Source organism: Ramlibacter paludis, from assembly GCF_022012305.1.
Lineage (GTDB): Bacteria > Pseudomonadota > Gammaproteobacteria > Burkholderiales > Burkholderiaceae_C > Ramlibacter > Ramlibacter paludis.
Map to the genome: position 1 here is coordinate 102,368 of NZ_JAKLTM010000004.1, position 22,921 is coordinate 125,288.

A 22,921-nucleotide genomic window follows, 5' to 3' on the forward strand; every position below is an offset into this window, starting at 1 on the left:
TCAGTCGACGGTCGCGCCGGATTCCTTGACGATCCTGGCCCAGCGCGGCAGGTCGTCGTGCACCACGGTCGCCAGCTGCGCGGCACTTTCCTTCCAGGGTTCGGTGCCGACGCCGGCCAGCTTCTCCTGCACGTCCTTGCTGTCCAGCGCCTTGTTCACCGCCACCTGCAGCTGCTCGATGACGGCCTTGGGCGTGCCGGCCGGCGCGAACAGCGCGTACCAGGGCGTGGAGCCGAAGCCCTTGACCGTTTCGCCGATGGTGGGCGAATCCGGCAGAGCGCCGACCCGCTTCTCGTTCACCACGCCCAGCACCTTGAGCTTGCCGCTGCGGATGAACTGCAGCGAAGACGGCAGGCTCTGCACCGAGAGCTGCACCTGGCCGGCCACCACGTCGGTGACGGCGGCCGAGGCGCCCTTGTAGGGCACGTGGACCAGCTCGATGCCGGTGGCCTTGCCCAGCATCTCGCCGATCAGGTGGTTCAGCGTGCCGTTGCCGGCGGAGGCGATCATGTACTTGCCGGGGCTCTTCTTCGCCAGCGCCACCAGCTCGCTGACGTTCTTCGCCGGGAAGGACGGATTGGCCACCAGCACGTAGCCCGCGGTCGCGACGCCGGCCACCGGCTCGAAGTCCTTCACCGGGTCGAAGCCCACGTTCTTGTACAGCGAGGGATTGATCACCTGGGTGCTGTTGGTGGTGAGCATCAGCGTGTAGCCATCGGGCTTGGCCTTGGCGACGTAGGCGGTGCCCACGTTGCCGCCGGCGCCGGGCCGGTTGTCGACGATGAACTGCTGGCCCAGCTGCTCCGAGATCTTCTGGGCGACGACGCGCGCGATGGCGTCGTTGGCGCCGCCGGCGGCCTGCGGCACGACGACGGTGACGGGGCGGCTCGGATACTTGTCCTGGGCCTGGGCGAGGCCGCAGGCGGCGGCGCAGGCAGCCAGCACGAGGGCAGCACGGCGGGTGGCGAGCATGGTTTGTCTCCTTGGGAAGGTCAGGTGAACAGCCGGGGCCGCGGGTGTCTCGCGGCTTGCACGCAAGTCTAGGAAGCCCCGCCTCCCGGCGGAATGACGCAGCGTGGAAGCCAGCTTTCGCGGACCACGAAAGCTGGGGCGGGTTTACCCTCTTCGCGCCGCCTGGCGCCGGTCCTCGAAATGATCGAGCAGGCTGCGTACCGGGCGCGCCAGCGCGGCCAGGTCGCGCACCCCCAGCAGCAGTTCGCGGTCCACCCAGGGGTCGGTCAGCTCCAGCTTGTGCAGGCCGAGCGCCTGCACCAGCGGCTGCACCGCCGCATCCGGCAGCACGGCGATGCCGAGGCCGGCGGCCACCATCTGGCACATGGCGTCGAAGCTGCGCACCTGGATGCGGATGCGCAGCGGCTTGCCCAGGTGGCCGCCCTCCAGCGCCAGCCGCTGCGCCAAGGAAGTCCGCCCGGACAGGCTGACGAACTCGTAGTCCATCGCTTCCGCGAAGGCGACCCGCGGCCGCGAAGCGAGGGCGTGCCCGGGCGGCACCACCAGCACCAGGCGGTCGCTGCGAAAAGGAACGGTCTGTAGGCCCAGCGTCGGCGTGCGTTCCGCGAAGATGCCCAGGTCGGCTCGCCCTTCGAGCACCGCCAGCACTACTTCGTGGCTGTCGGCCTCGTTCAGCGCGATGCGGATGCCCGGCTGCACGGCGGCGAAAGCGGCCAGGTCCGCCGGAAGGAACTGGGTGATGGCCGACGTGTTCGCCCACAGGCGCACCACGCCCAGGACGCCCCGGGCATGGTCGGACAAGTCGGCCGCCAGCTGGTCGATGTCGCCCAGGATGCGCACGGCATGGCGGTGCAGGGCCTCGCCCGCGGCGGTCAGCTTGACCCCGCGCGAATGGCGCTCCAGCAAAGGGGCGCCGACCGCGGCCTCGAGGTCGGACATGCGCTTGCTGGCTGCACCCAAGGCCATGTGGGTGAGCTCGGCGCCCTTGCTGATGCTGCCCGTGCGCACGACCCGCGTGAACAGGGACAGCGAGACGAGGTCGAGGCGATGGAGGTTCATGGCGCGACCGGCCCATTGTGCCGGAGCGCCGGCGGCGGCCGGCACGGCGATGGCTATCGCCGCCATCGCCAATACCAAGTGGCGCGCCGGCGGACCTGCCCACAGAATTTCCCTTCCCCCCGCTCACGAACCCACCCCCAGGATCTGCCCATGGACGAAAAGACAAGCCCATCGAAATGCCCTTTCAGCGCCGCCGCCGGCGTGGGCACCACCAACCGTGACTGGTGGCCGCGCCAGCTGCGCCTGGACCTGCTGCACCAGCACTCCCCCAGGTCCGATCCGCTGGGCGGCGCGTTCGATTACGCCGAGGCCTTCGAGAGCCTCGACCTGGCGGCCCTCAAGAAGGACCTCGCCGCGCTGATGACGGATTCGCAGGACTGGTGGCCGGCCGACTTCGGCCACTACGGGCCGTTCTTCGTCCGCATGGCCTGGCACAGCGCCGGCACCTACCGCATCGGAGACGGACGCGGCGGCGCCGGCCGCGGCCAGCAGCGCTTCGCGCCCCTCAACAGCTGGCCCGACAACGTGAGCCTCGACAAGGCCCGCCGCCTGCTGTGGCCCATCAAGCAGAAGTACGGCCAGAAGATCTCCTGGGCCGACCTGATGGTTCTCACCGGCAACGTGGCCCTGGAGACCATGGGCTTCAAGACCTTCGGCTTCGCCGGTGGCCGTCCCGACGTGTGGGAGCCCGACCAGGACGTGTACTGGGGCCGCGAGACCAAGTGGCTCGGCGGCGACGAGCGCTACTCGCGCGGCTCGCCGGGCGCCGCCGAAGACCATGGCGTGCTGGTCAAGGACGACGACAGCGAGGTGCCGCACACCCGCGATCTCGAGAACCCGCTCGCGGCGGTGCAGATGGGCCTCATCTACGTCAACCCGGAAGGCCCGGACGGCAAGCCCGACCCGCTCGCAGCGGCCGCCGACATCCGCGACACCTTCGCCCGCATGGCCATGGACGACGAAGAGACCGTCGCCCTGATCGCCGGCGGCCACACCTTCGGCAAGACCCATGGCGCGGGCCCCGCCGACAACGTGGCGGAAGAGCCGGAGGCGGCCGGCCTCGCGGCCCAGGGCTTCGGCTGGCACAACCGCTTCGGCAGCGGCAAGGGCGCCGACACCATCACCAGCGGCCTGGAAGTGACCTGGACCACCACGCCCACGCGCTGGAGCAACAACTTCTTCGAGAACCTGTTCGGCTTCGAGTGGGAACTGACGAAGAGCCCAGCGGGCGCGCACCAGTGGGTGGCGAAGAACGGGGCCGGCGCCGGCACGATTCCGCACGCCCACGACCCGGCCCGGCGCCTGGCGCCGACCATGCTGACCACCGACCTCGCGCTGCGCGTGGATCCGGCCTACGAGCGCATCTCGCGCCGCTTCCTGGCCAACCCCAACGAGTTCGCCGGTGCCTTCGCGCGCGCCTGGTTCAAGCTCACGCACCGCGACATGGGCCCGCGCGCGCGCTACCTCGGCCCCGAGGTGCCGGCCGAAGAACTGGTCTGGCAGGACCCGGTGCCGGCAGTCGACCACCCGCTGGTCGATGCGCAGGATGTCGCGGAGCTGAAGCAGAAGGTCCTGGGCTCCGGCCTCACGGTGGGCCAGCTGGTGTCCGTTGCTTGGGCGTCGGCCTCCACCTTCCGGGGCTCCGACAAGCGCGGCGGCGCGAACGGCGCGCGCATCCGGCTCGCGCCGCAGAAGGATTGGGCCGTCAACCAGCCGCAGCAACTGCAAAAGGTGCTGCAGGTGCTGGAGGGCGTGCGCGAGGACTTCAATGGGCGACAGGCCGATGGCAGGAAGATCTCGCTGGCCGACCTGATCGTGCTGGCGGGCGGCGCCGCGGTGGAGCAGGCCGCCAAAGCCGCGGGACACGAGATCGCCGTGCCCTTCACCCCGGGCCGCACCGACGCCTCGCAGGCGCAGACCGACGTGCAGTCCTTCGCGCCGCTCGAACCGGTCGCCGACGGCTTCCGCAATTTCCAGAAGACCCGCTATGCCGTGCCGGCCGAAGCGCTGCTGGTCGACCGCGCCCAGCTGCTGACGCTGAGCGCGCCGGAGATGACGGTGCTGGTCGGCGGGTTGCGGGTGCTGGGTGCGAATGCGGACGGGAGCCGCAGCGGTGTCTTCACCGGCAAGCCCGGCACGCTCGGCAACGATTTCTTCGTCAACCTGCTGGACATGCGCACGGAATGGAAAGCGACCTCCGACGCGCAGGACCGCTTCGAGGGCCGCGACCGCCAGACCGGGGAGCTGCGCTGGACCGCCACGCGGGTGGACCTGGTGTTCGGCTCGAACGCGCAGCTGCGCGCCATCGCCGAGGTCTATGCGAGCGCCGATGGCCGGAAGAAGTTCGTCGAGGACTTCGTGGCCGCGTGGACCAAGGTGATGAACCTGGACCGCTTCGACCTGAAGCGGAGCTGAAACGAAAAAGCCCGCCGGGAGGCGGGCTTTCGGCAGCGCGCAATAGCGCTAGTGCGCCGTGGGCGAGGTCCTCACCCCGATCCACTGCAGGCCTTCCTGCAGTGCGTATTCGGCGGCCTGCAGCTGGGACTGGAACAGTTTCGTCAGGCGCACCACGCGGTCGGTGGTGGCGGAGCCGGAGCCCGAGCGGATGGAGACGGAGCTGGCGTACCAGCCGTTCTCCAGGGCCTTGACGAGGGGAGAGATGAGGTACTTGCCCACGGTGGTGGGCAGGGGATGCTTGTTCTGGATGACTTTCTTTCTGGGAGCGAGGCGTCAGCGGCGAGCCGGGCGATAAGCCGGGCGCGGCGCACCGCCGGTGCGGGGAGGCAGGTGCCGGAACATGATCCGGCCCTTGTTCAGGTCGTAGGGCGACAGTTCGAGGCTGACGTCGTCGCCGGCAATGATGCGGATGCGGTGCTTCTTCATCTTGCCGCCGGTATAGGCGATCAGCTCGTGGCCGTTTTCCAGGATCACGCGGCAGCGCGAGTCGGGCAGCACTTCCGCCACCTTGCCGCGCATTTCGATGAGTTCTTCCTTGGACATGGAATCCTTGCAATGGAAACCCGGCCAGGAAGCACGAAGGCTTGCCACGCGGAGTGCGCGACGCGGTCGGGTTTTGGGGGTTTGGCCGGCGTACGGGCCGGGGCGTGCAGTGCTGGCGTCAGGGACCTCGCGCGGAGGGCCAGGACTGCTTGGTGCGTGCAGCTGATGCAGCGGCACCCGTGTATTGTACCGCTTTACGCACGAGCGTGCAGGGCGCGCCCACGGCGCGCGCGAAGCGGCTAGAGTGGCGCGGCATGGAAGCCCACGACCTGCACCAGATTGCCGTAGCCGCCATGCGCGCGCGCGGCCTGCTGCCCACCTTCGCACCGCAAGCCCTGCAGGAAGCCGCCGCTGCTTCGCGCACCGGTCCCGCCACCGACGCGGCGATCCGCGACCTGCGGCACCTGCCCTGGTTCTCGATCGACAACGACGACACGCAGGACCTCGACCAGCTGAGCGTGGCCGAGGACCTGCCGGCCGGCGCCGCGCGCTTGATGGTCGCCGTGGCGGACGTCGATGCGATGGTGCGGCCGGGCGGCCCGGTCGATGACCATGCCGCGACCAACACGACCTCGGTCTACACGGCCGCGGGCGTGTTCCCGATGCTGCCGGAGATCCTGTCGACCGACCTCACCTCGCTGCACGAAGGGCGCGAGCGCCTCGCCGTCGTCGTCGACATGCAGGTCCAGGCGGACGGCACGGTCAGCGCCTCGGAGATCTACCGCGCGGCGGTGCTCAATCGGGCCAAGCTCACCTACGACGGCGTCTCGGCCTGGCTCGATGGCGCGGCGCCGCTGCCGCCGCAAGCCGCGTCGGTGCCGCAGCTGGAACAGCAGCTGCGGCTGCACGATGCGTTGGCGGGGCGGCTGCGGCAATGGCGCTTCCAGCGCGGCGCGCTGGACCTGAAGACGGTGTCGCCGCGGCCGGTGTTCGACGCGGCCGGCTTGCTCGTCGACCTGCGCGCCGACGAGAAGAACCGCGCCAAGGACCTGATCGCCGACCTGATGATCGCCACCAATGCGGCGGCCGCGCGCTTCCTCGCGCACCATGGCTTCCCCTCGCTGCGCCGCTTCCTGCAGGCGCCGCGGCGCTGGGAGCGCATCGTGGCGCTGGCGGCCACGCACGGCGCGCAATTGCCGGCGACGCCCGACGCGGTGGCGCTCGACGCCTTCCTGCGTGCGCGCCGCGCGGCCGATCCCGACGGCTATGCCGACCTGTCGCTGGCGGTGGTGAAGCTGCTGGGCGCGGGCGAATACGGCGCGGCGCCGCCGGAGGCGACCGCCCTGCCCGGTCACTTCGGCCTGGCGGTGAACGACTATGCGCATTCGACCGCGCCGAACCGGCGCTTTCCGGACCTGGTCACGCAGCGCCTGCTGAAGGCGGCGCTGGCCGGCGCTGCGCCGCCCTACGACGCCGCGGCGCTCGCCGAAATCGCGCGCCACTGCACGCTGCAGGAAGACAACGCCAACAAGGTGGAGCGGCAGGTGCTGAAGGCGGCCGCGGCCTTCCTGCTGCACGGGCGCATCGGCGAGCGCTGGCAGGCGATCGTCACCGGCGCGGCGGCGAAAGGGACCTTCGTGCGCATCCACGCGCCGCTGGTGGAAGGGCGGGTGGTGCGCGGGTTCGAAGGGCTCGACGTGGGCGATGCGGTGGGCGTGCGCCTCGTGGCGGTCGATCCGGAGCAGGGCTACATCGATTTCGAGCGGGCGTGACGAGGTAGCGGGCCAGTCAGGCTTGCAACCGCTGCCGCAGCACGCGGTGCAGGATCTTGCCCGTGGCCGTGCGCGGCATGTCGGCGTCGGCGAGGAACAGCACCGACTGCGGGCACTTGAAGCCGGCCAGGCGCTCGCGGCACCAGGCGCGCAGTTCGTCGGCGCCGGCCTGTTCGCCCTGGTGCAGCACCACCACCGCCTGCACCGCCTCGCCCCATTTCGCGTGCGGCACGCCGATCACGGCCACGTCCTTCACCTTGGGATGGGCGCCCAGCACGCCTTCGACCTCCGACGGATAGATGTTCTCGCCGCCGCTGATGATCATGTTGCTCTTGCGGTCCACCAGCCAGATGTAGCCGTCGGCGTCGCGCCGCGCCATGTCGCCCACCGAGCACCAGTCGCCGCGGAAGGCCTCGGCGGTCTTGTCGGTGTTCTTCCAGTAGCCGTCGAAGGCATAGGGGCTGCGCGAGAACAGTTCGCCCACCTCGCCGTCGGCCACCTCGCGGCCGTCCTCGTCCAGCAGCCGGATCGCGCCGCTGCCGGCCCATTCGCGCCCGACCGAGCCGAGCCGGTCGATCTGCTCGTGGGGACGCAGCAGCGTCACCCAGCCCGCTTCGGTGGAGCCGTACAGCTCGTACAGCTTGCCGTTGCGGAAGAACTCCAGGATGCCCAGCTTGGTGTCGCGGCGCGCGGGCGCCGAGGAGATCATCAGCTTGCCGACGCTGGCCACGTCGTACTTGCGCTTCACCTCCTCGGGCAGCGCCAGCAGCATGATGTAGTGCGTGGGCACCAGCGACGTGAAGGTCACCTTCTCGTGCGCCAGCGTGGCCAGCAGCGCCTCGGGGTCGAAGCTGCGCCTGTCGTCGACCACGATGGTGGCGCCGAGGTGGATGAAGGTCGTGCCGAAGTACAGCGAATTCGCATGGCACAGCGGCATCACGAGCAGGCCGGTGTCGTCGCGGCTGAAGCCCATCTCCAGCGCGGTGGCCAGCGCGATCAGGCTGCTGCCTTCGTGGCTGCGGACCACGCCCTTGGGCCGCCCGGTGGTGCCGGAGGTGTACATGAGTGCACAGGTGTCGGCGGGCGCGACCGGCGGAAACACGCGTCCGGCGTCAGCGCCGGCCAGCAGCTGCTCGTAGCCGGTCCAGCCGCCGGTGGGCGGCTCGCCCAGCACGATGTGGCAGGCCGTGGGCATGGCCAGCTCGCCGCGGATGGCGTCGACGGTGCCGCAGAACTCGCGGCCCGCGATCAGCGCGCCGACTTCCGCGTGGCCGGCGATGTAGGCGATCTCGGGCGCGGTCAGGCGGAAGTTGATCGGCACTGCCACCAGCCCGGCACGCGCCAGGCCGACGTAGATCTCCATCCATTCCAGGCAGTTGTAGGCGAGCACGGCCACCCGGTCGCCGGGGGCCAGGCCCAGGCCGAGCAGGCCCGCGGCCAGGCGCGTGGCCCGCGCGTCCCACTCCGCATAGGTGAGGGACCGCCGGGAATCGCGCGCGCCCAGCTTGCGCGGCGTGAGGCGGGCGTGGGCGGCGACGGCGTCGGCCAGGGTCAGCAGTCGGTTCATGGTCGGGCTTCCGGGTTGAAATAAATTCAGAACTCTGAATTCAGAATGCGCTATTATGCAAACCAGCCCGGCGCCGGCAAGCGCCGTTCATCGCCAGCCACCCCCGCCCCATGGAGCGCCCATGCCCCTGATGCCCCTTTCCGACCAGTCCGCGGCCGCCGTCATCGCCCGGTTCCTCAAGCAGCGCGGCGTGCAGCGCGTCTACGGCCTGTGCGGCGGCCATGTGATGCCGATCTGGATGCGGCTGGACGCCGAGGGCATCCGCATCGTCGACGTGCGCGACGAGCGCGCGGCGGTCTACATGGCACATGCCGAGGCCCAGCTCACCGGCGGCCTGGGCGTGGCGCTGGTCACCGCGGGACCGGGGGTCACCAACGCCATGACCGGGATCGCCAATGCGCACGTGGCGCGCGCGCCGGTGCTGGTGCTGTCGGGCGTGCCGCCGCGGCCGCAGGAGAACCGGGGCGCGCTGCAGGACATCGTGCATACCGACCTGGTCCGCTCCATCACGCGTTACGCGCGCACGGTGCGCGAGCCGGCGCTGGTGCTGCAGGAACTGGACGAAGCCGTGGCGCGCGCGCAGGGCCAGGGCGGCGAGCCTGGCCCGGTGTACCTCGACTTCCCGGTGGACACGCTGCGCGCCGAAGTGCCCGCCGCGGTGCAGCTGCCGGAACACTTCGCCGCCAAGCCAGCACGCCGCAGCGCGCCCGATCCGGTCGACGTGCAGGCGGCGGTCGATCTGCTCTTCTCCGCGCGCCGGCCGCTGGTGATCTCGGGCCGCGGGGCCGAGGGCGCGGGCGACGCGCTGGCGCGCCTGCTCACGCGCCTGCAGGCGCCTTACCTCGACACCGGCGAGAGCCGCGGCCTGGTGCCCGAAGACCATCCTTCGGTGGTCGCCGCGATGCGGGGCACGGTGATGGGCCAGGCGGACCTGGTCGTGACGGTGGGGCGCCGGCTCGACTTCCAGCTGGCCTACGGCTCGCCGGCGGTGTTCGGCGAGGCGAAGTTCCTGCGCATCGCCGACTGCGCCGCCGAACTGCGCGACAACCGCCGCGGCGCCGTCGAACTGCTGGCCACGCCCGCGCTGGCGCTCGAAGCGATCCTGGCCGCCGCGGGCAAGCGCGAGCCCGCCACCGACCTCGCCTGGGCGCGCGGCCTGCGCGACAAGCACTGCGAGCGTTCCGACAAGCTGGCATCGACCATGCGCAACGCGCCGGCGGGCAGCGACGGCCGCATGCATCCCAACCGCGTGCTGGCCGCGCTGCGCGACGCCTTGCCCGCTGACGCCGTGGTGGTCGCCGACGGCGGCGATTTCCTCAGCTTCGCCCGCGTCGGCCTGCCCGCCAGCACCTATCTCGACCCCGGCTCGCTGGGCTGCATCGGCGTGGGCACGCCCTTCGGCGTGGCAGCCAGCCTGGCCTGTCCCGGCAAGACGGTGGTGGTGGCCACCGGCGACGGCGCCTTCGGCTTCAACGCGATGGAGTTGGACACCGCGGTGCGGCACCAGGCGCCCGTGCTGGTCGTGGTGGCCAACAACGGCTCCTGGGCCATCGAGGTGCGCGACCAGCAGGAAACCCACGGCAAGGTGGTGGGCACGCGGCTGCAATATGCCGACCATGCGGCGATGGCGCGCGCCTTCGGCATGCACGGGGAGCGCGTCGAGAAGGCGGAAGACCTGCCCGGCGCGATCCGGCGCGCCCTGGCCAATCGCCCTGCCCTCCTCGACGTGGTGGTCACGCCCGAAGCGGCATCGTCCGATGCCAAGTCCGGCCTCGCCTGGGTGCCGGACCTGCAGCCGCTCGCGGCCTGGGACGAGGCCGAGCGCGCCTGGCGTTACGATCGACGTCCATGATGAAGACCCTGGAGACCGCGCCCAGCCTGGTGGAACAGGTGCGCGACGCGATCCTCGCCGAGATCGCGTCGGGCAAGCTGCTGCCCGGGGCGCGCATCATCCAGGAGCAGATCGCGCAGGAGCTGGGCGTGTCGCGCCAGCCGGTGCAGCAGGCGCTGGTGGTGCTGCGCAACCTGGGCGTGCTGCGCGATGCGCCCGGGCGCGGGCTGCAGGTGGCGCCGCTGGACCTGCAGCACGTGCGCGACATGTACGACGTGCGCGCGGTGCTGGAGGGCCTGGCCTTCCGCAAGGCCGCCGAGCGCAACGCGAAGGAAGCGGCTGCGCGCGGCCCGGCGCTGATCCGCGCCGGCCGCAAGGCGGTGGCCAAGGGCTCGGTGGCCGACATGATCGCGGCCGACATGGCCTTCCACGATTTCGTCTACGAACTGTCCGAGAACCCGCTGGTCGGCCCGGCGATGGACACGCACTGGACCAACACGCAGCGCGTGATGGGCGAAGTGCTGATGCGCGACGAGAAGCCGCGCGACATCTGGGACCAGCACGAGGAACTGCTGCAGGCGCTGGCCGCCGGCGACGGCGAGCGCGCGGAAGCGCTTGCGCGCCGTCACATCCAGCAGGCCGCCGATTTCATGATCGAGCGGCTGCGGAAAGAGACTACGGGCCCTTGATCCCCGGGGGAAGCCGCGGTTCGGCTGCGCGCTCACCAACGGCCTACGGGGGCCACGCCTGTTCGTAGGCCGTGGTGAGCGCGCAGCCGAACCGCGGCAGGCCCGATCAACGCGCCCCGGCCTTTTCGACGTCCAACGCGATCAACACCGGCATCTCCGCTCCCAGCTTGAACCGCGCCACCTGCGCGAGCAACGCCGCGGCCTGGTCGCGCATCGCTTCGGTGGCTGCCGACGCCTGTTCCACCAGCGTGGCGTTCTGCTGCACCACCTGGTCCATCTGCGTGATGGCGGTGTTCACCTGCAGGATGCCGGCGCTCTGCTCCTGGCCGGCGGCGGCGATGTCGGCGATCAAGGTGCTCACCTCGCGCACCGAAGCGACGATGTCGCGCATCGTCGCGCCGGCGGCATCGACCAGCCCCGTGCCGGCCTGCACGCGGCCGACCGAGTCGCCCACCAGCTGCTTGATCTCCTTGGCCGCCTGCGCGCTGCGCTGCGCCAGCGAACGCACTTCGGCCGCCACCACGGCGAAGCCGCGGCCCTGCTCGCCGGCGCGCGCGGCTTCCACCGCGGCGTTCAAGGCGAGGATGTTGGTCTGGAAAGCGATGCCGTCGATCACGCCGATGATGTCGCCGATGCGCCGGGAAGCATCGGCGATGCCTTCCATGGTGCGCACCACCTCACCCACCGCAGCGCCGCCGCGCAGCGCGACGTCGGACGCACCTTGCGCGAGCTCGCTGGCGCGGCGCGCATGCTCGGCGTTCTGCGCCACCATCGAGGTCAGTTCTTCCAGCGACACCGCGGTCTCTTCCAGCGTGCTGGCCTGTTCCTCGGTGCGCTGCGAGAGATCGAGGTTGCCCTGCGCGATCTGGCTGCTGGTGTCGGCCACCAGGCGCGCGCCCCCGGCCACCTCACCCACCAGCGTGCGCAACTCGCGCGTCATGCCGGCCAGCGCCTGCAGCAGGCGCGCGGTCTCGTCGCGGCCGGCCGTCTCCATCTCCTCGCTCAGGTCACCGCCGGCGATGCGCCCGGCCGCGGCGCTGGCGCGCGACAGCGGCCGCACGATGACGCGGCTCATGAACAGTGCCGCCGCGATCGACGCGACCACGGCCGCGGCCAGCAGCGCCAGCAGCACCAGCAAGGCGTGGCGGAACTCCGCCGCGGCGGCTTCGAGGCTGTCGTCGGTGAGCTTCTTTTCCAGCAGCACCAGGTCCTGCAAGGTCTTGAGGGACGCTTCGAAGCTGCCCTCCGCAGCCTGCATCAGTGCGGCGCCGGCGGCCGCGTCGGAACCGCCCATGATCGCTTCCTCGACGTGCTTGCGGTATTCCGCCAGCTGCGGCAGCACGGCGTCGATGCGCGCGCGCTCCTCGTCCACCAGGTAGGGCTGCGCGCGGAAGCCGGTCAGGTAGCCCGACACGCCGTCGATGCGATCGAGGATGGAGCCGGACACCTTCTGCAGGCGCTCCTCGTTGATGCCGGCCCGGCCGGCGAACAGGCGGTAGGCGGCCGCGTGCGCGATGCTCACGTTCTGCGACGCATCGGTGGCGGCTTCGACGGCGGAGCGGCGCTGCGTGGCGAGCTCCTCGATGGCCGTGTTCTGCCGGGTGACGACGTTGTAGCCGAGGGCGCCGAACGCGACCAGGAACAGGATGGCCACGAAAGGCGCCACCAGGATCTTCTGCCAGACCTTCATCGAATCGGACCCGTGCTTGGAGGGCCCCGATTTTCGCCCGGGGCCAAGGCTGCTTTCCCCCTCGTGGGCGGGGGGCGGCGTGACAAACTGCGCGCCGCCCCGAGGGGGAATCCCCTAAAGGCAGCGCGCGTCGTAGGACAGCGTCAATCGCCCTTGATGCCTGCGGATTTGATGAGACGCGAGTTTTCCGCGGACTCCGCGGCGATCTCGCGCGCGAACTCCTTGACGCTGCCGCCGGTGGGAACGTTGTCGCTGGCGATCATGCGGTTGCGCACGTCGGGGTGCTGCATGGCCGTGACGATCTCGCCGTGGATGCGATCGAGCAGGCGCTCGGGCAGCTTGGCCGGCGCGAACACGCCGAACTGCGAGGACAGGTTGGCCTTGGGGTAGCCGAGTTCGGCCAGCGTGGGCACCGTGGGCAGCGAGTCGAGCCGCTTGGGCGCGCCCACCGCCAGCGGACGCAGGCGGCCGCTCTTGATGTGTTCGGTGAGCGTGGGGCCGGCGTTGATCGACAGGACCTCGAACTGGCCGCTGAGCGCATCGGTCAGTTGCTGGCCGCCGCCCTTGTACGGCACGTGCACCATCTGCACCTTCGATTGCAGGGCGAGCTGCTCGAACATCAGGTGGCCCAGCGAGCCGTTGCCGGAGGTGGCCCAACGCACCGACTTGGGCCGGTCGCGGGCGCCGCCCATCAGGTCGCGGAAGTCGCGCGCACCGCTGGCGGGCGTGGCCAGCAGCAGCACCGGCGAGTACATCACGCTCACCACCGGGGTGAGGTCGTTGTCCGGGTCGTAAGGCACCTTGCCCAGGTAAGGGCTCAGCACCAGCGGGCTGATCGCGGAGAAGGCGAGCGTGTAGCCATCGGGCGCGGCCTTGGCAACGGCATCCATGCCGATGGTGCCGCTGGCGCCGGCCTTGTTGTCCACGATCACGGGCTGGCCGACCTGCTCCTTCAGGCGATCGGCCAGCGCGCGGGCGATGGCATCGGCGGTGCCGCCCGGCGGGTAAGGCACCACCAGCTTGATGGGACGGGTGGCATAGAGCGGCTGCGCCAGGGCAGGCAGCGCGGCGGCGGCGCCGGCCAGCAGCAGGGCGCGGCGGGAGAGTTCAGTGGTCATGGACGGTATTTTCGCTGGTCCCGGTCAGCCGCGCGGATGGTGCTGCGCATGCAGCTGCTTCAGCCTTTCGCGGGCGACGTGGGTGTAGATCGTTGTCGTGGAGATGTCCGCATGTCCTAGCAACATCTGGACCGCCCGCAAATCGGCGCCGTGGTTCAGGAGGTGCGTGGCGAAGGCGTGGCGCAAGGTGTGAGGCGACAGCGGCGCGGTGATGCCGGCCGTGGCCGCGTGCTTCTTGACGATCACCCAGAACATGGCGCGGGTCATGCCGGCGCCGCGCGCGGTGACGAACAGGTCCTCGGTCTGCTGGCCGGCGAGGATGGCCGGGCGCGACTCGGCCAGATAGCGCAGCAGCCAGTCGCGCGCCACCTGGCCGAATGGCACGAGGCGCTCCTTGCTGCCCTTGCCGGTGACGCGCAGCACGCCTTCGTTCATGCCGACCTCGAAGGTGCGCAGCGTGACGAGCTCGCTCACCCGCAGGCCGCTCGCGTACATCAGCTCCAGCATGGTGCGGTCGCGCAGGCCCAGCGGGGTGTCGACGTCGGGTGCGTCGAGCAGGCGCTCGACCTGGGCTTCCGAGAGAGTCTTGGGAACGCGCAGCGGCTGCTTGGCCGATTCGAGCCGCAGCGTGGGGTCGGCGGTGATCAGGCGTTCGCGCAGGGCCCAGCGGAAATAGCGCTTGAAGACGGTGAGCCGGCGGTTCGCGGAGGTGGCCTTGCTGCCGGCGTGGCGTGCCGCGAAGTAGCCGTGCAGGTCGGCCTCGCCGGTGGCCGGCAGCTGCAGCCCGCGCTCCTGCTGCAGCCACTTCGCGTAAAGCTCCAGGTCGCGCCGGTAGGCCGCCAGCGTGTTGCGCGCGAGGCCTTCCTCGAGCCAGAGGGCGTCGATGAAGGCGTCGATGGGGTCGGTCACGGTGGGCCGTCATCCCCGCGCAGGCGGGGATCCAGGGCGTTGAAGGGCGCGCGGCGCGCTCCCCCGGAAGCCCTGGGTTCCCGCCTGCGCGGGAATGACATCCTTAGTCCAGCTTCAGCTTCGCCTTGTCCACCACGCCCTTGTACACGTCGAACTCCGCCTTGATCTGCTGGGCGAACTGCTCGGGCGTGTTGCCGATGACGATGGAGCCGGTGTCCTCGATGCGCTTGCGCACGGCCGGGTCCTGCAGCGCCTTGACGACGGCCGCATGCACCTTCTCCACCACTTCCTTCGGCAGGCCCTTGGGGCCGACGATGCCGTAGTAGGCCAGGCGGTTCACCGGCTCGAGGCCGACTTCCTTGAAGGTCGGCACGTTCGGCAGTTCCTTCAGGCGCTGCGGCGCGGCCACCACGATGGGCACCAGCCGGTTTTCCTTGATGAAGGGCAGCGCGGACGGCAGGTTGTCGAAGATCATCGGCACTTGGCCGGCCACCGTGTCGTTCAGCGCCGGGCCCGCGCCGCGGTACGGGATGTGCGTGACGAAGGTGCCCGACATCGCCTTGAACAGCTCCATCTGCAGGTGGCCGATGCCGCCGGTGCCGGACGACGAGTACGAGTAGCGGCCCGGGTTCTTCTTCAGCACGTCGACGAAGGCCTTGTAGTCCTTGGCCGGGAACGCCGGGTTCACCGCGATCACGTTGGGCGTGGCGGCGATGTTGCTGATGGGCGTGAAGTCGGTGATCGGGTTGTACGGGATCTTCGGGTTGATCGCGGGGTTGGCGGCGGTGGTCGAGACCGTCGCGATGCCCAGCGTGTAGCCGTCCGGCGCTGCGCGGGCGGTGTCGGTGGCGCCCACCGAGCCGCCGCCGCCGGCCTTGTTCTCGACGATGACGCTGGTGCCCAGGGCCTTGCCCAGCGGGTCGGCCATGACGCGGGCGATGATGTCGGTGGTGCCGCCCGGGGCGAAGGGCACGGTCAGCTTCACGACTTTGTTGTTCGGATAGCCCTGCGCGAAGGCGGGGGCGGCCAGCACGGCCAGCACGCCCGACGTGGCGGCGATCCAGGAACGGCGGTTCATTCGTTGTCTCCTTGAAGGATGGAAGGCAAAAGACCGAGCATCCTAGTCCACCCAGGCTGACGCGCGGCTGTGGGTTTCCCATAAGGGTTGCCCCGGGGCCCGGGTATCCTCGCCAACGTGAATTTTGCCCAGCTGCTGCTCCCCGACTTCTCGCTGATCCTGTGCGGCTACCTGGTGTGCCGCTTCACGGCCCTCAATCGCGCCACCTGGGAGCAGGTCGAGGGGCTGGTGTACTTCTTCCTGTTCCCGGTGCTGCTGTTCCAGTCGATCGCGCGCACGCCGCTCGACGTGGGCGCGGTCTCGGGCCTGGCGGCCGCGGGACTGCTGCTGGGCGTGGTGGGCATCGGCCTGGCGTACAGCGTGCCCTGGTGGCCGGGCCTGCGCTCGCACATCGACGGCCGCGAGCATGCCGCCGCGGCGCAGGTGGCGTTCCGCTTCAACTCCTTCATCGCGCTGTCGGTGGCCGAGCGCATGCTGGGCGCGCAGGGGCTGCAGTTGATCGCGGTACTGATCGGCGTGTGCGTGCCGCTCTTCAACGTGGGCGCGGTGTGGCCGATGGCGCGCCATGCGAAGACCGGCTTCCTGGCGGCGCTGGTGCGCAATCCGCTGATCATCGCCACCTTCTGCGGGCTCGCCTTCAACCTGCTGGGCCTGAGGGTGCCGGGCTGGCTGGACCCGACGCTGAACCGCATCGGCGCTGCCTCCCTGGCGCTGGGCCTGATGGCGGCCGGCGCGGGGATGCAGTTCGGGCACCTGCTGCAGGCGAAGGCGCTGGGCGTGAGCGTGCTGGCGATCCGCCACCTGCTGCTGCCGCTGGCGGCGGCGGCCATCGCCTGGGCGCTGAAGCTCGATCCGGCGCAGCGCACGGTGCTGCTGGCTTTTTCAGCGTTGCCGACGGCGTCGAGCTGCTATGTGCTGGCGTCCCGCATGGGCTACAACGGCGCGCTGGTGGCGGGGTTGGTGACGCTCTCGACGGTGTTGGGGATCGCGAGTTTGCCGTTTGCGTTGGGGGTGCTTCGCTAGCGCTTCGCACATCGCCGCGGTTCGTGCCTCACCACGGCCTACGAATTCGGCGCGTCCCCCGTAGGCCGTGGTGACGAAGGAACCGCGGCTCCCCCGGACTGCCGCAAGGCCCACTCCACATGCTCGCGCACGACGGCACTCGGATGCCCCGCCCGCGCCTGCAACGCCGCCCGAATCCCCGCATCCTCTCCCTTGCGCAACGCATTCCCCATCGCCACCGCGATGTTCCGCAGCCACCGCTCGTGTCCGATGCGCCGGATCGGGCTGCCCTCCGTGTAGCGCAGGAACTCCTCCTCGCTCCACCCGAACAGCGCCACCAGCGACTGCCCGACCAGCCCCTCGCGCGCATCGAAATCCGGCAAGGCCGAACGCCCCGCGAACTTGTTCCACGGGCACACGAGCTGGCAGTCGTCGCAGCCGTAGATGCGGTTCCCCATCAGCGGCCGCAGCTCCTCGGGAATGCTGCCCGCATGCTCGATGGTGAGATACGAGATGCAACGCCGCGCATCCAGCCGGTACGGCGCCACGATCGCATTCGTGGGACACACGTCGATGCAGGCGGTGCAACGCCCGCAGTGGTCGCCCACCGGCTCGGTGGCCGGCAATGCAAAGTCCACGTAAATCTCGCCCAGGAAGAACATCGAGCCGCCCGCGCGATCCAGCACCAGCGTATGCCGCCCGCGCCAGCCCTGCCCGCTGCGCGCGCCCAGTTCCACTTCCAGCACCGGCGCCGAATCGGTGAAGACGCGGTGCCCGAAGGGCCCGATGGCCTCGGCGATGCGTTCACTGAGCTTCTGCAGCCGGTTGCGCAGCACCTTGTGGTAGTCCCGCCCCCGTGCGTAAAGCGAGACGATGGCCTCCTGCGGCCGCTCCAGCCGCTCGAACTCGATGGCCTGCCAGCCTTCCGGCGTGTTGCCCGGAAGGTAGTCCATTCGTGCGGTAATCACGCTTGTCGTGCCCGGCACCAGTTCCGCGGGGCGGGCGCGGCGAACGCCATGGGCCGCCATGTACTCCATCTCGCCGTGGAAACCGTTAGCCAACCATGCGAGCAATCCGGGTTCGGCCGTCGAAAGATCGACGCCGGCCACGCCGATTTGGGAAAATCCCAGCTCGCGGGCCCAGTCCCGCACCCGGGCCAGAAGCAAAGGACCGTCACCCTGACCGCTGTTGAACGTCGTCACCCGCCGATTGTAGGAACTGCTCCCCGCCAGCTGCTGTGGGCGAGCGAGGACGACACGCGCGCCTTCGCCGAACACCTGGCCACCCGCCCCGCGCTGGCCGATGCCTTCATCGCGCTGCACGGCGACCTGGGCGCGGGCAAGACCACGCTGGTGCGCCACCTGCTGCGCGCGCTGGGCGCGCAAGGCCGCATCAAGTCGCCGACCTATGCGGTGGTGGAACCCTACGAGCTGCCGGCCTATCCGGCCTGGCACTTCGACTTCTACCGCTTCGACGACCCGCGCGAATGGGAAGACGCGGGCTTTCGCGACATCTTCGCCGGCCCGGGCCTGAAGCTGGCCGAATGGCCGGACAAGGCCGCGGCGGTGCTGCCGCCGGCCGACCTGGATCTCTACATCACGCTGCGCGACGACGGCACGCGCGCAGTCACGCTCACGCCGCACGGCGCGCGCGGCGCGGAGCTGCTGGCATGAAGCGGCGCGAACTCCTCAACGCCGGCAGCCTGGTGCTACTGCTCGGCGCGCACCAGCTCGCGCGCGGCGCCGGCATCGTGGCGGTGCGCCTCTGGCCCGCACCCGACTACACGCGCCTCACCATCGAGTCCGACGGCCTGCTGGTGAGCAAGCAGATCGTCTCGACCAACCCGCCGCGGCTGGCGTTGGACCTGGAAGGCATCGCCCTCAACCCCACCCTGCGCGAGCTGGTCGCCAAGGTGAAGGCCAACGATCCCTACGTGAGCGACATCCGCGTCACGCAGGCGGGGCCGGACACGGTGCGGCTGAACATCGAGCTGAAGCAGGTCGCGATCCCGCAGGTGTTCCAGCTGCCGCCGGTGGCGGCCTACCAGCACCGGCTGGTGGTGGACTTCTATCCGCCCAAGGCCGCCGACCCGCTGGAGGCGCTGATCGCCGAGCGCATGAAGGAAAAGTCCGGCCCCGCCCTGCCCCCAGCGCCCGCCGCCATCGCGCCGGCCCCAGCTGCAGCGGTGGATCCGCTCGGCGAGCTGATCGCCGAACGCATCCAGCGGCCGCCGCGCACGACGTCCGTGCCTTCGCCGATCGGCGGCGACACGCTGCGCGTCACGCCCTCGCTGCCGGCGAGCAAGACCGACCGCCTGATCATCGTGGCGCTGGACCCCGGCCACGGCGGCGAAGACCCCGGCGCCGTCGGCCCGGCCGGCACGCGCGAGAAGGACGTGGTGCTGCAGATCGCCCACCTGCTGAAGGAGCGCATCAACGGCCTGACCATCAACGGCAACCCGATGCGCGCCTTCCTCACGCGCGACGCCGACTTCTTCGTGCCGCTGCACGTGCGCGTGGACAAGGCGCGGCGCGTGCAGGCCGACCTGTTCGTGAGCATCCATGCCGACGCCTTCATGACGCCCACCGCGCGTGGCGCCAGCGTGTTCGCGCTGTCGCAGTCCGGCGCCTCCAGCACCGCGGCGCGCTGGATCGCCGACAAGGAAAACAAGGCCGACCTGATCGGCGGCATCAACATCAAGACGCAGGACCAGCACGTGGCCCGCGCCCTGCTGGACATGAGCACCACCGCGCAGATCAACGACAGCATCAAGCTCGCGAGCGCGGTGCTGGGCGAGATCGGCAGCGTGGGCAAGCTGCACAAGGGCCAGGTCGAACAGGCCGGCTTCGCGGTGCTGAAGGCCCCGGACATTCCGAGCGTGCTGGTGGAGACCGCCTTCATCAGCAACCCCGACGAGGAGGCCAAGCTGCGCAGTGGCGAGTACCAGGAGCAGCTGGCCGACGCAGTGGTGCGGGGCATCCAGCGTTACTTCGCGCGCAACCCGCCCTTGGCCCGCAGCAGGCCCCTTTAAGGACTGCAGAGCCTGCATCGCCCTGCACCCATCACTGCACGATGCCGACAAGGCGCGTCTGGCAGGTCCTACAGTCCGGCAACGCCACCTTCCCTACAGTCATTTGCACAGGTTGGCCGCACCTCCAGCGGCTGCGAATGATTCGAATTGGAAGGTAAATCATGAAGACCAAGTTCATCTCCGCGGCCGTTCTGGCTGTTTCCCTCCTGGGCCTGGGTGGCTGCGCCACCATGGACCGCCAGACCGTCGGCACCGTCGGTGGCGCCGTGGCCGGTGGCCTCGTCGGCTCCGCCATCGGTGGCACGGGCGCGACCATCGCCGGCGCTGCCGTCGGTGGCGTGATCGGCAACCAGGTGTCGAAGCGCTAAGCGGCTGACGCTCGAAACAATGGTGGGGTCGCTTGCGCGAACCCACCCTACGGGTTCATTCCTTGTAGGGTGGGTTCGCGACAGCGACCCCACCATGCATTTCAGATCGGATAGATCAAGGAGTTGAGCACCATCTCGCTGTCGTACACGCAGCGGCGACTGGCGAACCTCAACCCCTCCGTCGTGCGCACGATCTCGTCGATGTAGCGCCCGACGTTGTAGACCTCGCTCGCATCCCCCGGCTTCGTGCGGAACACGGCGTAATGCGCCTGGGCCCGGACCCGCCCGCCCTCTTCCCCCAGCACCTGCGCCGGACTCAGCACATGCCGCGTGTAATACGGCGCATGGAAGATCGTCTGCGTGATGCCGTACACGCGGTCCTTCATCATCCCCTGGCTTTCCAGGTCGATCAGCGCCAGCGGCAGGCCGCGGTCGAAGTTCTCGCGGGCCTGCACCGTGTAGCGCGCATCCGGCAGGAAGAACGCGGGCCAGGCGTCGAAGCGCTTCTCGTCCAGCGCCGCCGCATAGGCGGCATTCAGCTGGTCCACTTCCAGCTGCAGCAATAAGCGCTCGTTCATTGCCCCACCACCTTGCGCCAGTAGGCGTACATGCTGCGGATCAGCGTCTCGGTCACCATGTGCTCGGTGCCGCCAGTGCCCGTGCCGCCCAGCTCGCACAGCGTGCTGCCGTCCTCGCCCCACTGGCGGAAGCCGTCCTGGCTGAACTCGATGACCTCGCCGTCGTCGGCGCTGACGAGCCGGCCGGGCCGAACAGGTTGGCCTGGCGCAGGCGGCGGCGCTGCATCTCCTCGCTGTCGTCGGCAAAGCCGAAGTGCGTCCAGACGAAGTCGAACTCGCCCTCGCCGCGCGGAACGATGTGCCGCGTGGAGAGCGAATTCACCTGCTGCTGGATGATGAGGCTGGGGAACAGCGTGATCATGGTGACGCTGGGCGTGATCTCCGTGCCCGGGTTCGCCGGATCCGCCACCTTCCACCACGCCTCGGGCACGACATCCAGCAGGCGATCGTCGTTCAGCACCATGTCGGACTTGAAGCTGGTGACGCCGCTGGTCACTGCCTTGTTCTCCCCGCCCTCGTTGCGGCGCGAGATCATCACGGCATGCCGGCCGTGTTCGTCCATCACCATGCGGCTCTTCTGGTCGGCGCGCCACAGGCCGAAGGTGACGAACCAGGTGTGCAGCAGGCCCGGGTGGTACGGGTCCTTGATGTTCTCCATCATCAGCTTCCAGTTGCCCGGAATGCGCTGGCGGTTGTAGCCCAGCAGCTTCAACGGGCGGCCGGCGAAGATGCGGTCCAGCCACGGCATGACATTCGGGCCGATGTAATCGGCAAAGGGCTCGGCCTCTTCGCTGAAAGTGGCGAACACCAGGCCGTGCAGCACCGCGACGCGCAGCTTGGTCAGGCCGTGCTGCTTGAGGTCGAAGTCCGCCGGCATGCCGCCGTTGACGCACTCGCCTTCCTTCACGCCGTCCTTGAACGGCAGGCCCGCGAGATCGCCATTGAGCTTGTACGTCCACTGGTGGTAGGGGCAGACGAAGCTGCGCGCGTTGCCTTGCGGCTGCTGGCAGAAGCGCACGCCGCGGTGCGCGCAGCGGTTCTCGACGACGCGGATGCCGGTGTCGGTGCCGCGGTCCTTGGGCGCCACGCGGTCACGCACCAGGATCACCTGCCGCTCGCCCACGAAGGTCAGCTTGAAGTCGCCGACGTTGGGCACTTCCACCTCGAGCCCCACGTAGCACCAGTGCGGGCCGTAGAAGATCTTGTCCAGCTCGCGGGCGTAGAGCTGGGCGTCGGTGTAGGCCCAGAAGGGCACGCGGCTGGAGCCGGGCGTCGTCCAGCGTGACAGGGTTTCTGGCGCGTTCATGCCGCCAGTATCGCGCGGCGCCGCGCCGATGGCACACTGGCCTTCCCTATCCCGACGCGCACCCATGACCTCTCTCTGGATCGACACCGACATGGGCTTCGACGACCTGGCCGCGGTGCTGGCCGTGGCCGGCACGCCCGGCTGGTCCGTGGCCGGCCTGTCGCTGGTGGCCGGCAACGCGCCGCTGCCCGTCGTCATCGACAACGCCCTGCGGTCCGCCGCGTACTTCGGCTGGCGCTTTCCCATCCATTCCGGCGCGGCCGGGCCGCTGGTGGGCGAACTGGCCACCGCGCAGTCCGTGCTGGGCGACGACGCGATGTGTTCGGCGGGGCGCAGCTTGCCGCGCGAGCGTTCGACGCTCACATCGGAGGACGCGGTTTCTGCCCTCGCCGACTGGCTGCGGGCCGCTGCCGCACCTGCGACGGTGCTCGCGCTGGGGCCGCTGACCAACATCGCCTTGCTGCTGCGGCGCTATCCCGAACTGGCGCCACGCATCGGCGAGCTGATGTGGATGGGCGGCAGCGCCGGTCCCGGCAACCACACGGCGGCGGCGGAGTTCAATGCCTTCGTCGATCCGGAGAGCATCAACGAAGTGCTGGCCGCGGGCCTGCCGCTCGCGATGGTGGGGCTGGATACCTGCCGGCAGGTGCGCGTGGACAAGGCGGATGCGGATGCGCTGCGCGCGATCGGCACCGAGCGCGGACTGCTGCTGGGCGACCTGCTGGAAGGCTATGTGCGCATTGCCGGAGCGGACGCCCGCAGTTCGATGGCGCTGTACGACCCGACCGCCGCGGCTGCGCTGCTGGCGCCGGAAAGCGTGCGCTTCACGCCGGCGCATGTGGTGGCCGAGTGCCGCGGCGAGCACACGCGCGGGATGACGGTGGTGGAGTGGCGGGTGCCGCGCAAGGCCGCTGCGAATGCGCGGGTTGCGACGGTTGCGGATGCGAACGCGGTGCGGTCGGCGGTTTTGGGCGCACTGTCCGTCACGGCGCGCAGCTGACGCCGCTCCAT

General features: G+C 70.0%; 20 protein-coding genes and 1 pseudogene. 9 read left to right on the forward strand and 12 right to left on the reverse strand.

Annotated features, from left to right (window positions below):
* Together LZ009_RS14040 and LZ009_RS14045 are read right to left on the reverse strand one after the other, a co-directional pair.
* The gene (locus LZ009_RS14040) at positions 1–972 is read right to left on the reverse strand and encodes a Bug family tripartite tricarboxylate transporter substrate binding protein (protein ID WP_275698573.1); all 972 of its coding nucleotides are present in this window, start codon (positions 970–972) and stop codon (positions 1–3) included.
* 144 nt (positions 973–1,116) lie between these two features.
* Entirely contained in the window at positions 1,117–2,031 is a 915-nt protein-coding gene (locus LZ009_RS14045) for a LysR family transcriptional regulator (protein WP_275698574.1), read from the reverse strand.
* 150 nt (positions 2,032–2,181) lie between these two features.
* Between LZ009_RS14045 and katG the strand changes: the two genes are divergently transcribed.
* Complete coding sequence (katG, locus tag LZ009_RS14050; protein WP_275698575.1) at positions 2,182–4,446, forward strand: catalase/peroxidase HPI; 2,265 nt, start codon at positions 2,182–2,184, stop codon at positions 4,444–4,446.
* A gap of 48 nt (positions 4,447–4,494) precedes the next feature.
* On the opposite strand, the gene LZ009_RS14055 is transcribed toward katG, so the two are convergent.
* Together LZ009_RS14055 and infA are read right to left on the reverse strand one after the other, a co-directional pair.
* Positions 4,495–4,707 (reverse strand): hypothetical protein, encoded by a 213-nt coding sequence (locus LZ009_RS14055; protein ID WP_275698576.1) that lies wholly within the window; start codon positions 4,705–4,707, stop codon positions 4,495–4,497.
* A gap of 54 nt (positions 4,708–4,761) precedes the next feature.
* On the reverse strand, positions 4,762–5,031 hold the full coding sequence (infA, locus tag LZ009_RS14060; RefSeq protein ID WP_275698577.1) for a translation initiation factor IF-1: 270 nt from the start codon (positions 5,029–5,031) through the stop codon (positions 4,762–4,764).
* Between the two features lie 254 nt (positions 5,032–5,285).
* On the opposite strand from infA, the gene LZ009_RS14065 reads away from it, so the two are divergent.
* Positions 5,286–6,743: an RNB domain-containing ribonuclease gene (locus LZ009_RS14065; RefSeq protein ID WP_275698578.1), complete on the forward strand. Its 1,458-nt coding sequence runs from the start codon at positions 5,286–5,288 to the stop codon at positions 6,741–6,743.
* Between the two features lie 16 nt (positions 6,744–6,759).
* On the opposite strand, the gene LZ009_RS14070 is transcribed toward LZ009_RS14065, so the two are convergent.
* Positions 6,760–8,310: a class I adenylate-forming enzyme family protein gene (locus LZ009_RS14070; RefSeq protein WP_275698579.1), complete on the reverse strand. Its 1,551-nt coding sequence runs from the start codon at positions 8,308–8,310 to the stop codon at positions 6,760–6,762.
* A 121-nt stretch (positions 8,311–8,431) separates the two neighbouring features.
* Between LZ009_RS14070 and LZ009_RS14075 the strand changes: the two genes are divergently transcribed.
* The gene (locus LZ009_RS14075; protein ID WP_275698580.1) at positions 8,432–10,162 is read left to right on the forward strand and encodes a thiamine pyrophosphate-binding protein; all 1,731 of its coding nucleotides are present in this window, start codon (positions 8,432–8,434) and stop codon (positions 10,160–10,162) included.
* Positions 10,159–10,830, forward strand: coding sequence for a GntR family transcriptional regulator (locus LZ009_RS14080; RefSeq protein ID WP_275698581.1), 672 nt, complete (start codon positions 10,159–10,161; stop codon positions 10,828–10,830). Before LZ009_RS14075 ends, LZ009_RS14080 begins: the two co-directional genes overlap by 4 nt.
* Before the next feature lie 106 nt (positions 10,831–10,936).
* Here the strand turns inward: LZ009_RS14080 and LZ009_RS14085 are convergent, their stop codons facing one another.
* From LZ009_RS14085 to LZ009_RS14100, 4 genes are all read right to left on the reverse strand, one after another.
* Positions 10,937–12,520 carry a methyl-accepting chemotaxis protein gene (locus tag LZ009_RS14085; protein ID WP_275698582.1) on the reverse strand — a complete coding sequence of 528 codons (1,584 nt, stop codon included), beginning with the start codon at positions 12,518–12,520 and terminating at the stop codon, positions 10,937–10,939.
* A 143-nt stretch (positions 12,521–12,663) separates the two neighbouring features.
* Positions 12,664–13,638, reverse strand: a complete 975-nt coding sequence (locus LZ009_RS14090; RefSeq protein WP_275698583.1) for a Bug family tripartite tricarboxylate transporter substrate binding protein — start codon at positions 13,636–13,638, stop codon at positions 12,664–12,666.
* A 24-nt stretch (positions 13,639–13,662) separates the two neighbouring features.
* Complete coding sequence (gene xerD, locus LZ009_RS14095; protein WP_275698584.1) at positions 13,663–14,547, reverse strand: site-specific tyrosine recombinase XerD; 885 nt, start codon at positions 14,545–14,547, stop codon at positions 13,663–13,665.
* Positions 14,548–14,650: 103 nt separating this feature from the next.
* Positions 14,651–15,625, reverse strand: a complete 975-nt coding sequence (locus LZ009_RS14100) for a tripartite tricarboxylate transporter substrate binding protein BugE (RefSeq protein WP_275698585.1) — start codon at positions 15,623–15,625, stop codon at positions 14,651–14,653.
* A 117-nt stretch (positions 15,626–15,742) separates the two neighbouring features.
* Here LZ009_RS14100 and LZ009_RS14105 point away from each other — a divergent pair, with 117 nt between their 5' ends.
* Positions 15,743–16,648 (forward strand): AEC family transporter, encoded by a 906-nt coding sequence (locus LZ009_RS14105; protein ID WP_275698586.1) that lies wholly within the window; start codon positions 15,743–15,745, stop codon positions 16,646–16,648.
* 38 nt (positions 16,649–16,686) lie between these two features.
* Here the strand turns inward: LZ009_RS14105 and queG are convergent, their stop codons facing one another.
* Positions 16,687–17,778, reverse strand: a complete 1,092-nt coding sequence (queG, locus tag LZ009_RS14110) for a tRNA epoxyqueuosine(34) reductase QueG (RefSeq protein WP_275698587.1) — start codon at positions 17,776–17,778, stop codon at positions 16,687–16,689.
* A 27-nt stretch (positions 17,779–17,805) separates the two neighbouring features.
* On the opposite strand from queG, the gene tsaE reads away from it, so the two are divergent.
* The 3 genes from tsaE (at position 17,806) to LZ009_RS14125 (ending at position 20,026) form a co-directional block, all read left to right on the forward strand.
* The gene (gene tsaE, locus LZ009_RS14115) at positions 17,806–18,300 is read left to right on the forward strand and encodes a tRNA (adenosine(37)-N6)-threonylcarbamoyltransferase complex ATPase subunit type 1 TsaE (RefSeq protein WP_275699141.1); all 495 of its coding nucleotides are present in this window, start codon (positions 17,806–17,808) and stop codon (positions 18,298–18,300) included.
* Positions 18,297–19,658: an N-acetylmuramoyl-L-alanine amidase gene (locus LZ009_RS14120; RefSeq protein ID WP_275698588.1), complete on the forward strand. Its 1,362-nt coding sequence runs from the start codon at positions 18,297–18,299 to the stop codon at positions 19,656–19,658. The genes tsaE and LZ009_RS14120 overlap by 4 nt, the downstream gene beginning before the upstream one ends.
* Positions 19,659–19,819: 161 nt before the next feature.
* Positions 19,820–20,026, forward strand: coding sequence for a YMGG-like glycine zipper-containing protein (locus LZ009_RS14125; protein ID WP_275698589.1), 207 nt, complete (start codon positions 19,820–19,822; stop codon positions 20,024–20,026).
* 101 nt (positions 20,027–20,127) lie between these two features.
* On the opposite strand, the gene LZ009_RS14130 is transcribed toward LZ009_RS14125, so the two are convergent.
* Positions 20,128–20,604 (reverse strand): aromatic-ring-hydroxylating dioxygenase subunit beta, encoded by a 477-nt coding sequence (locus LZ009_RS14130; protein ID WP_275698590.1) that lies wholly within the window; start codon positions 20,602–20,604, stop codon positions 20,128–20,130.
* Positions 20,601–21,910, reverse strand: a pseudogene (locus tag LZ009_RS14135) (SRPBCC family protein). Before LZ009_RS14135 ends, LZ009_RS14130 begins: the two are co-directional and overlap by 4 nt.
* 64 nt (positions 21,911–21,974) lie before the next feature.
* Between LZ009_RS14135 and LZ009_RS14140 the strand changes: the two are divergent.
* Entirely contained in the window at positions 21,975–22,910 is a 936-nt protein-coding gene (locus tag LZ009_RS14140; RefSeq protein WP_275698591.1) for a nucleoside hydrolase, read from the forward strand.
* Positions 22,911–22,921: the final 11 nt, after the last annotated feature.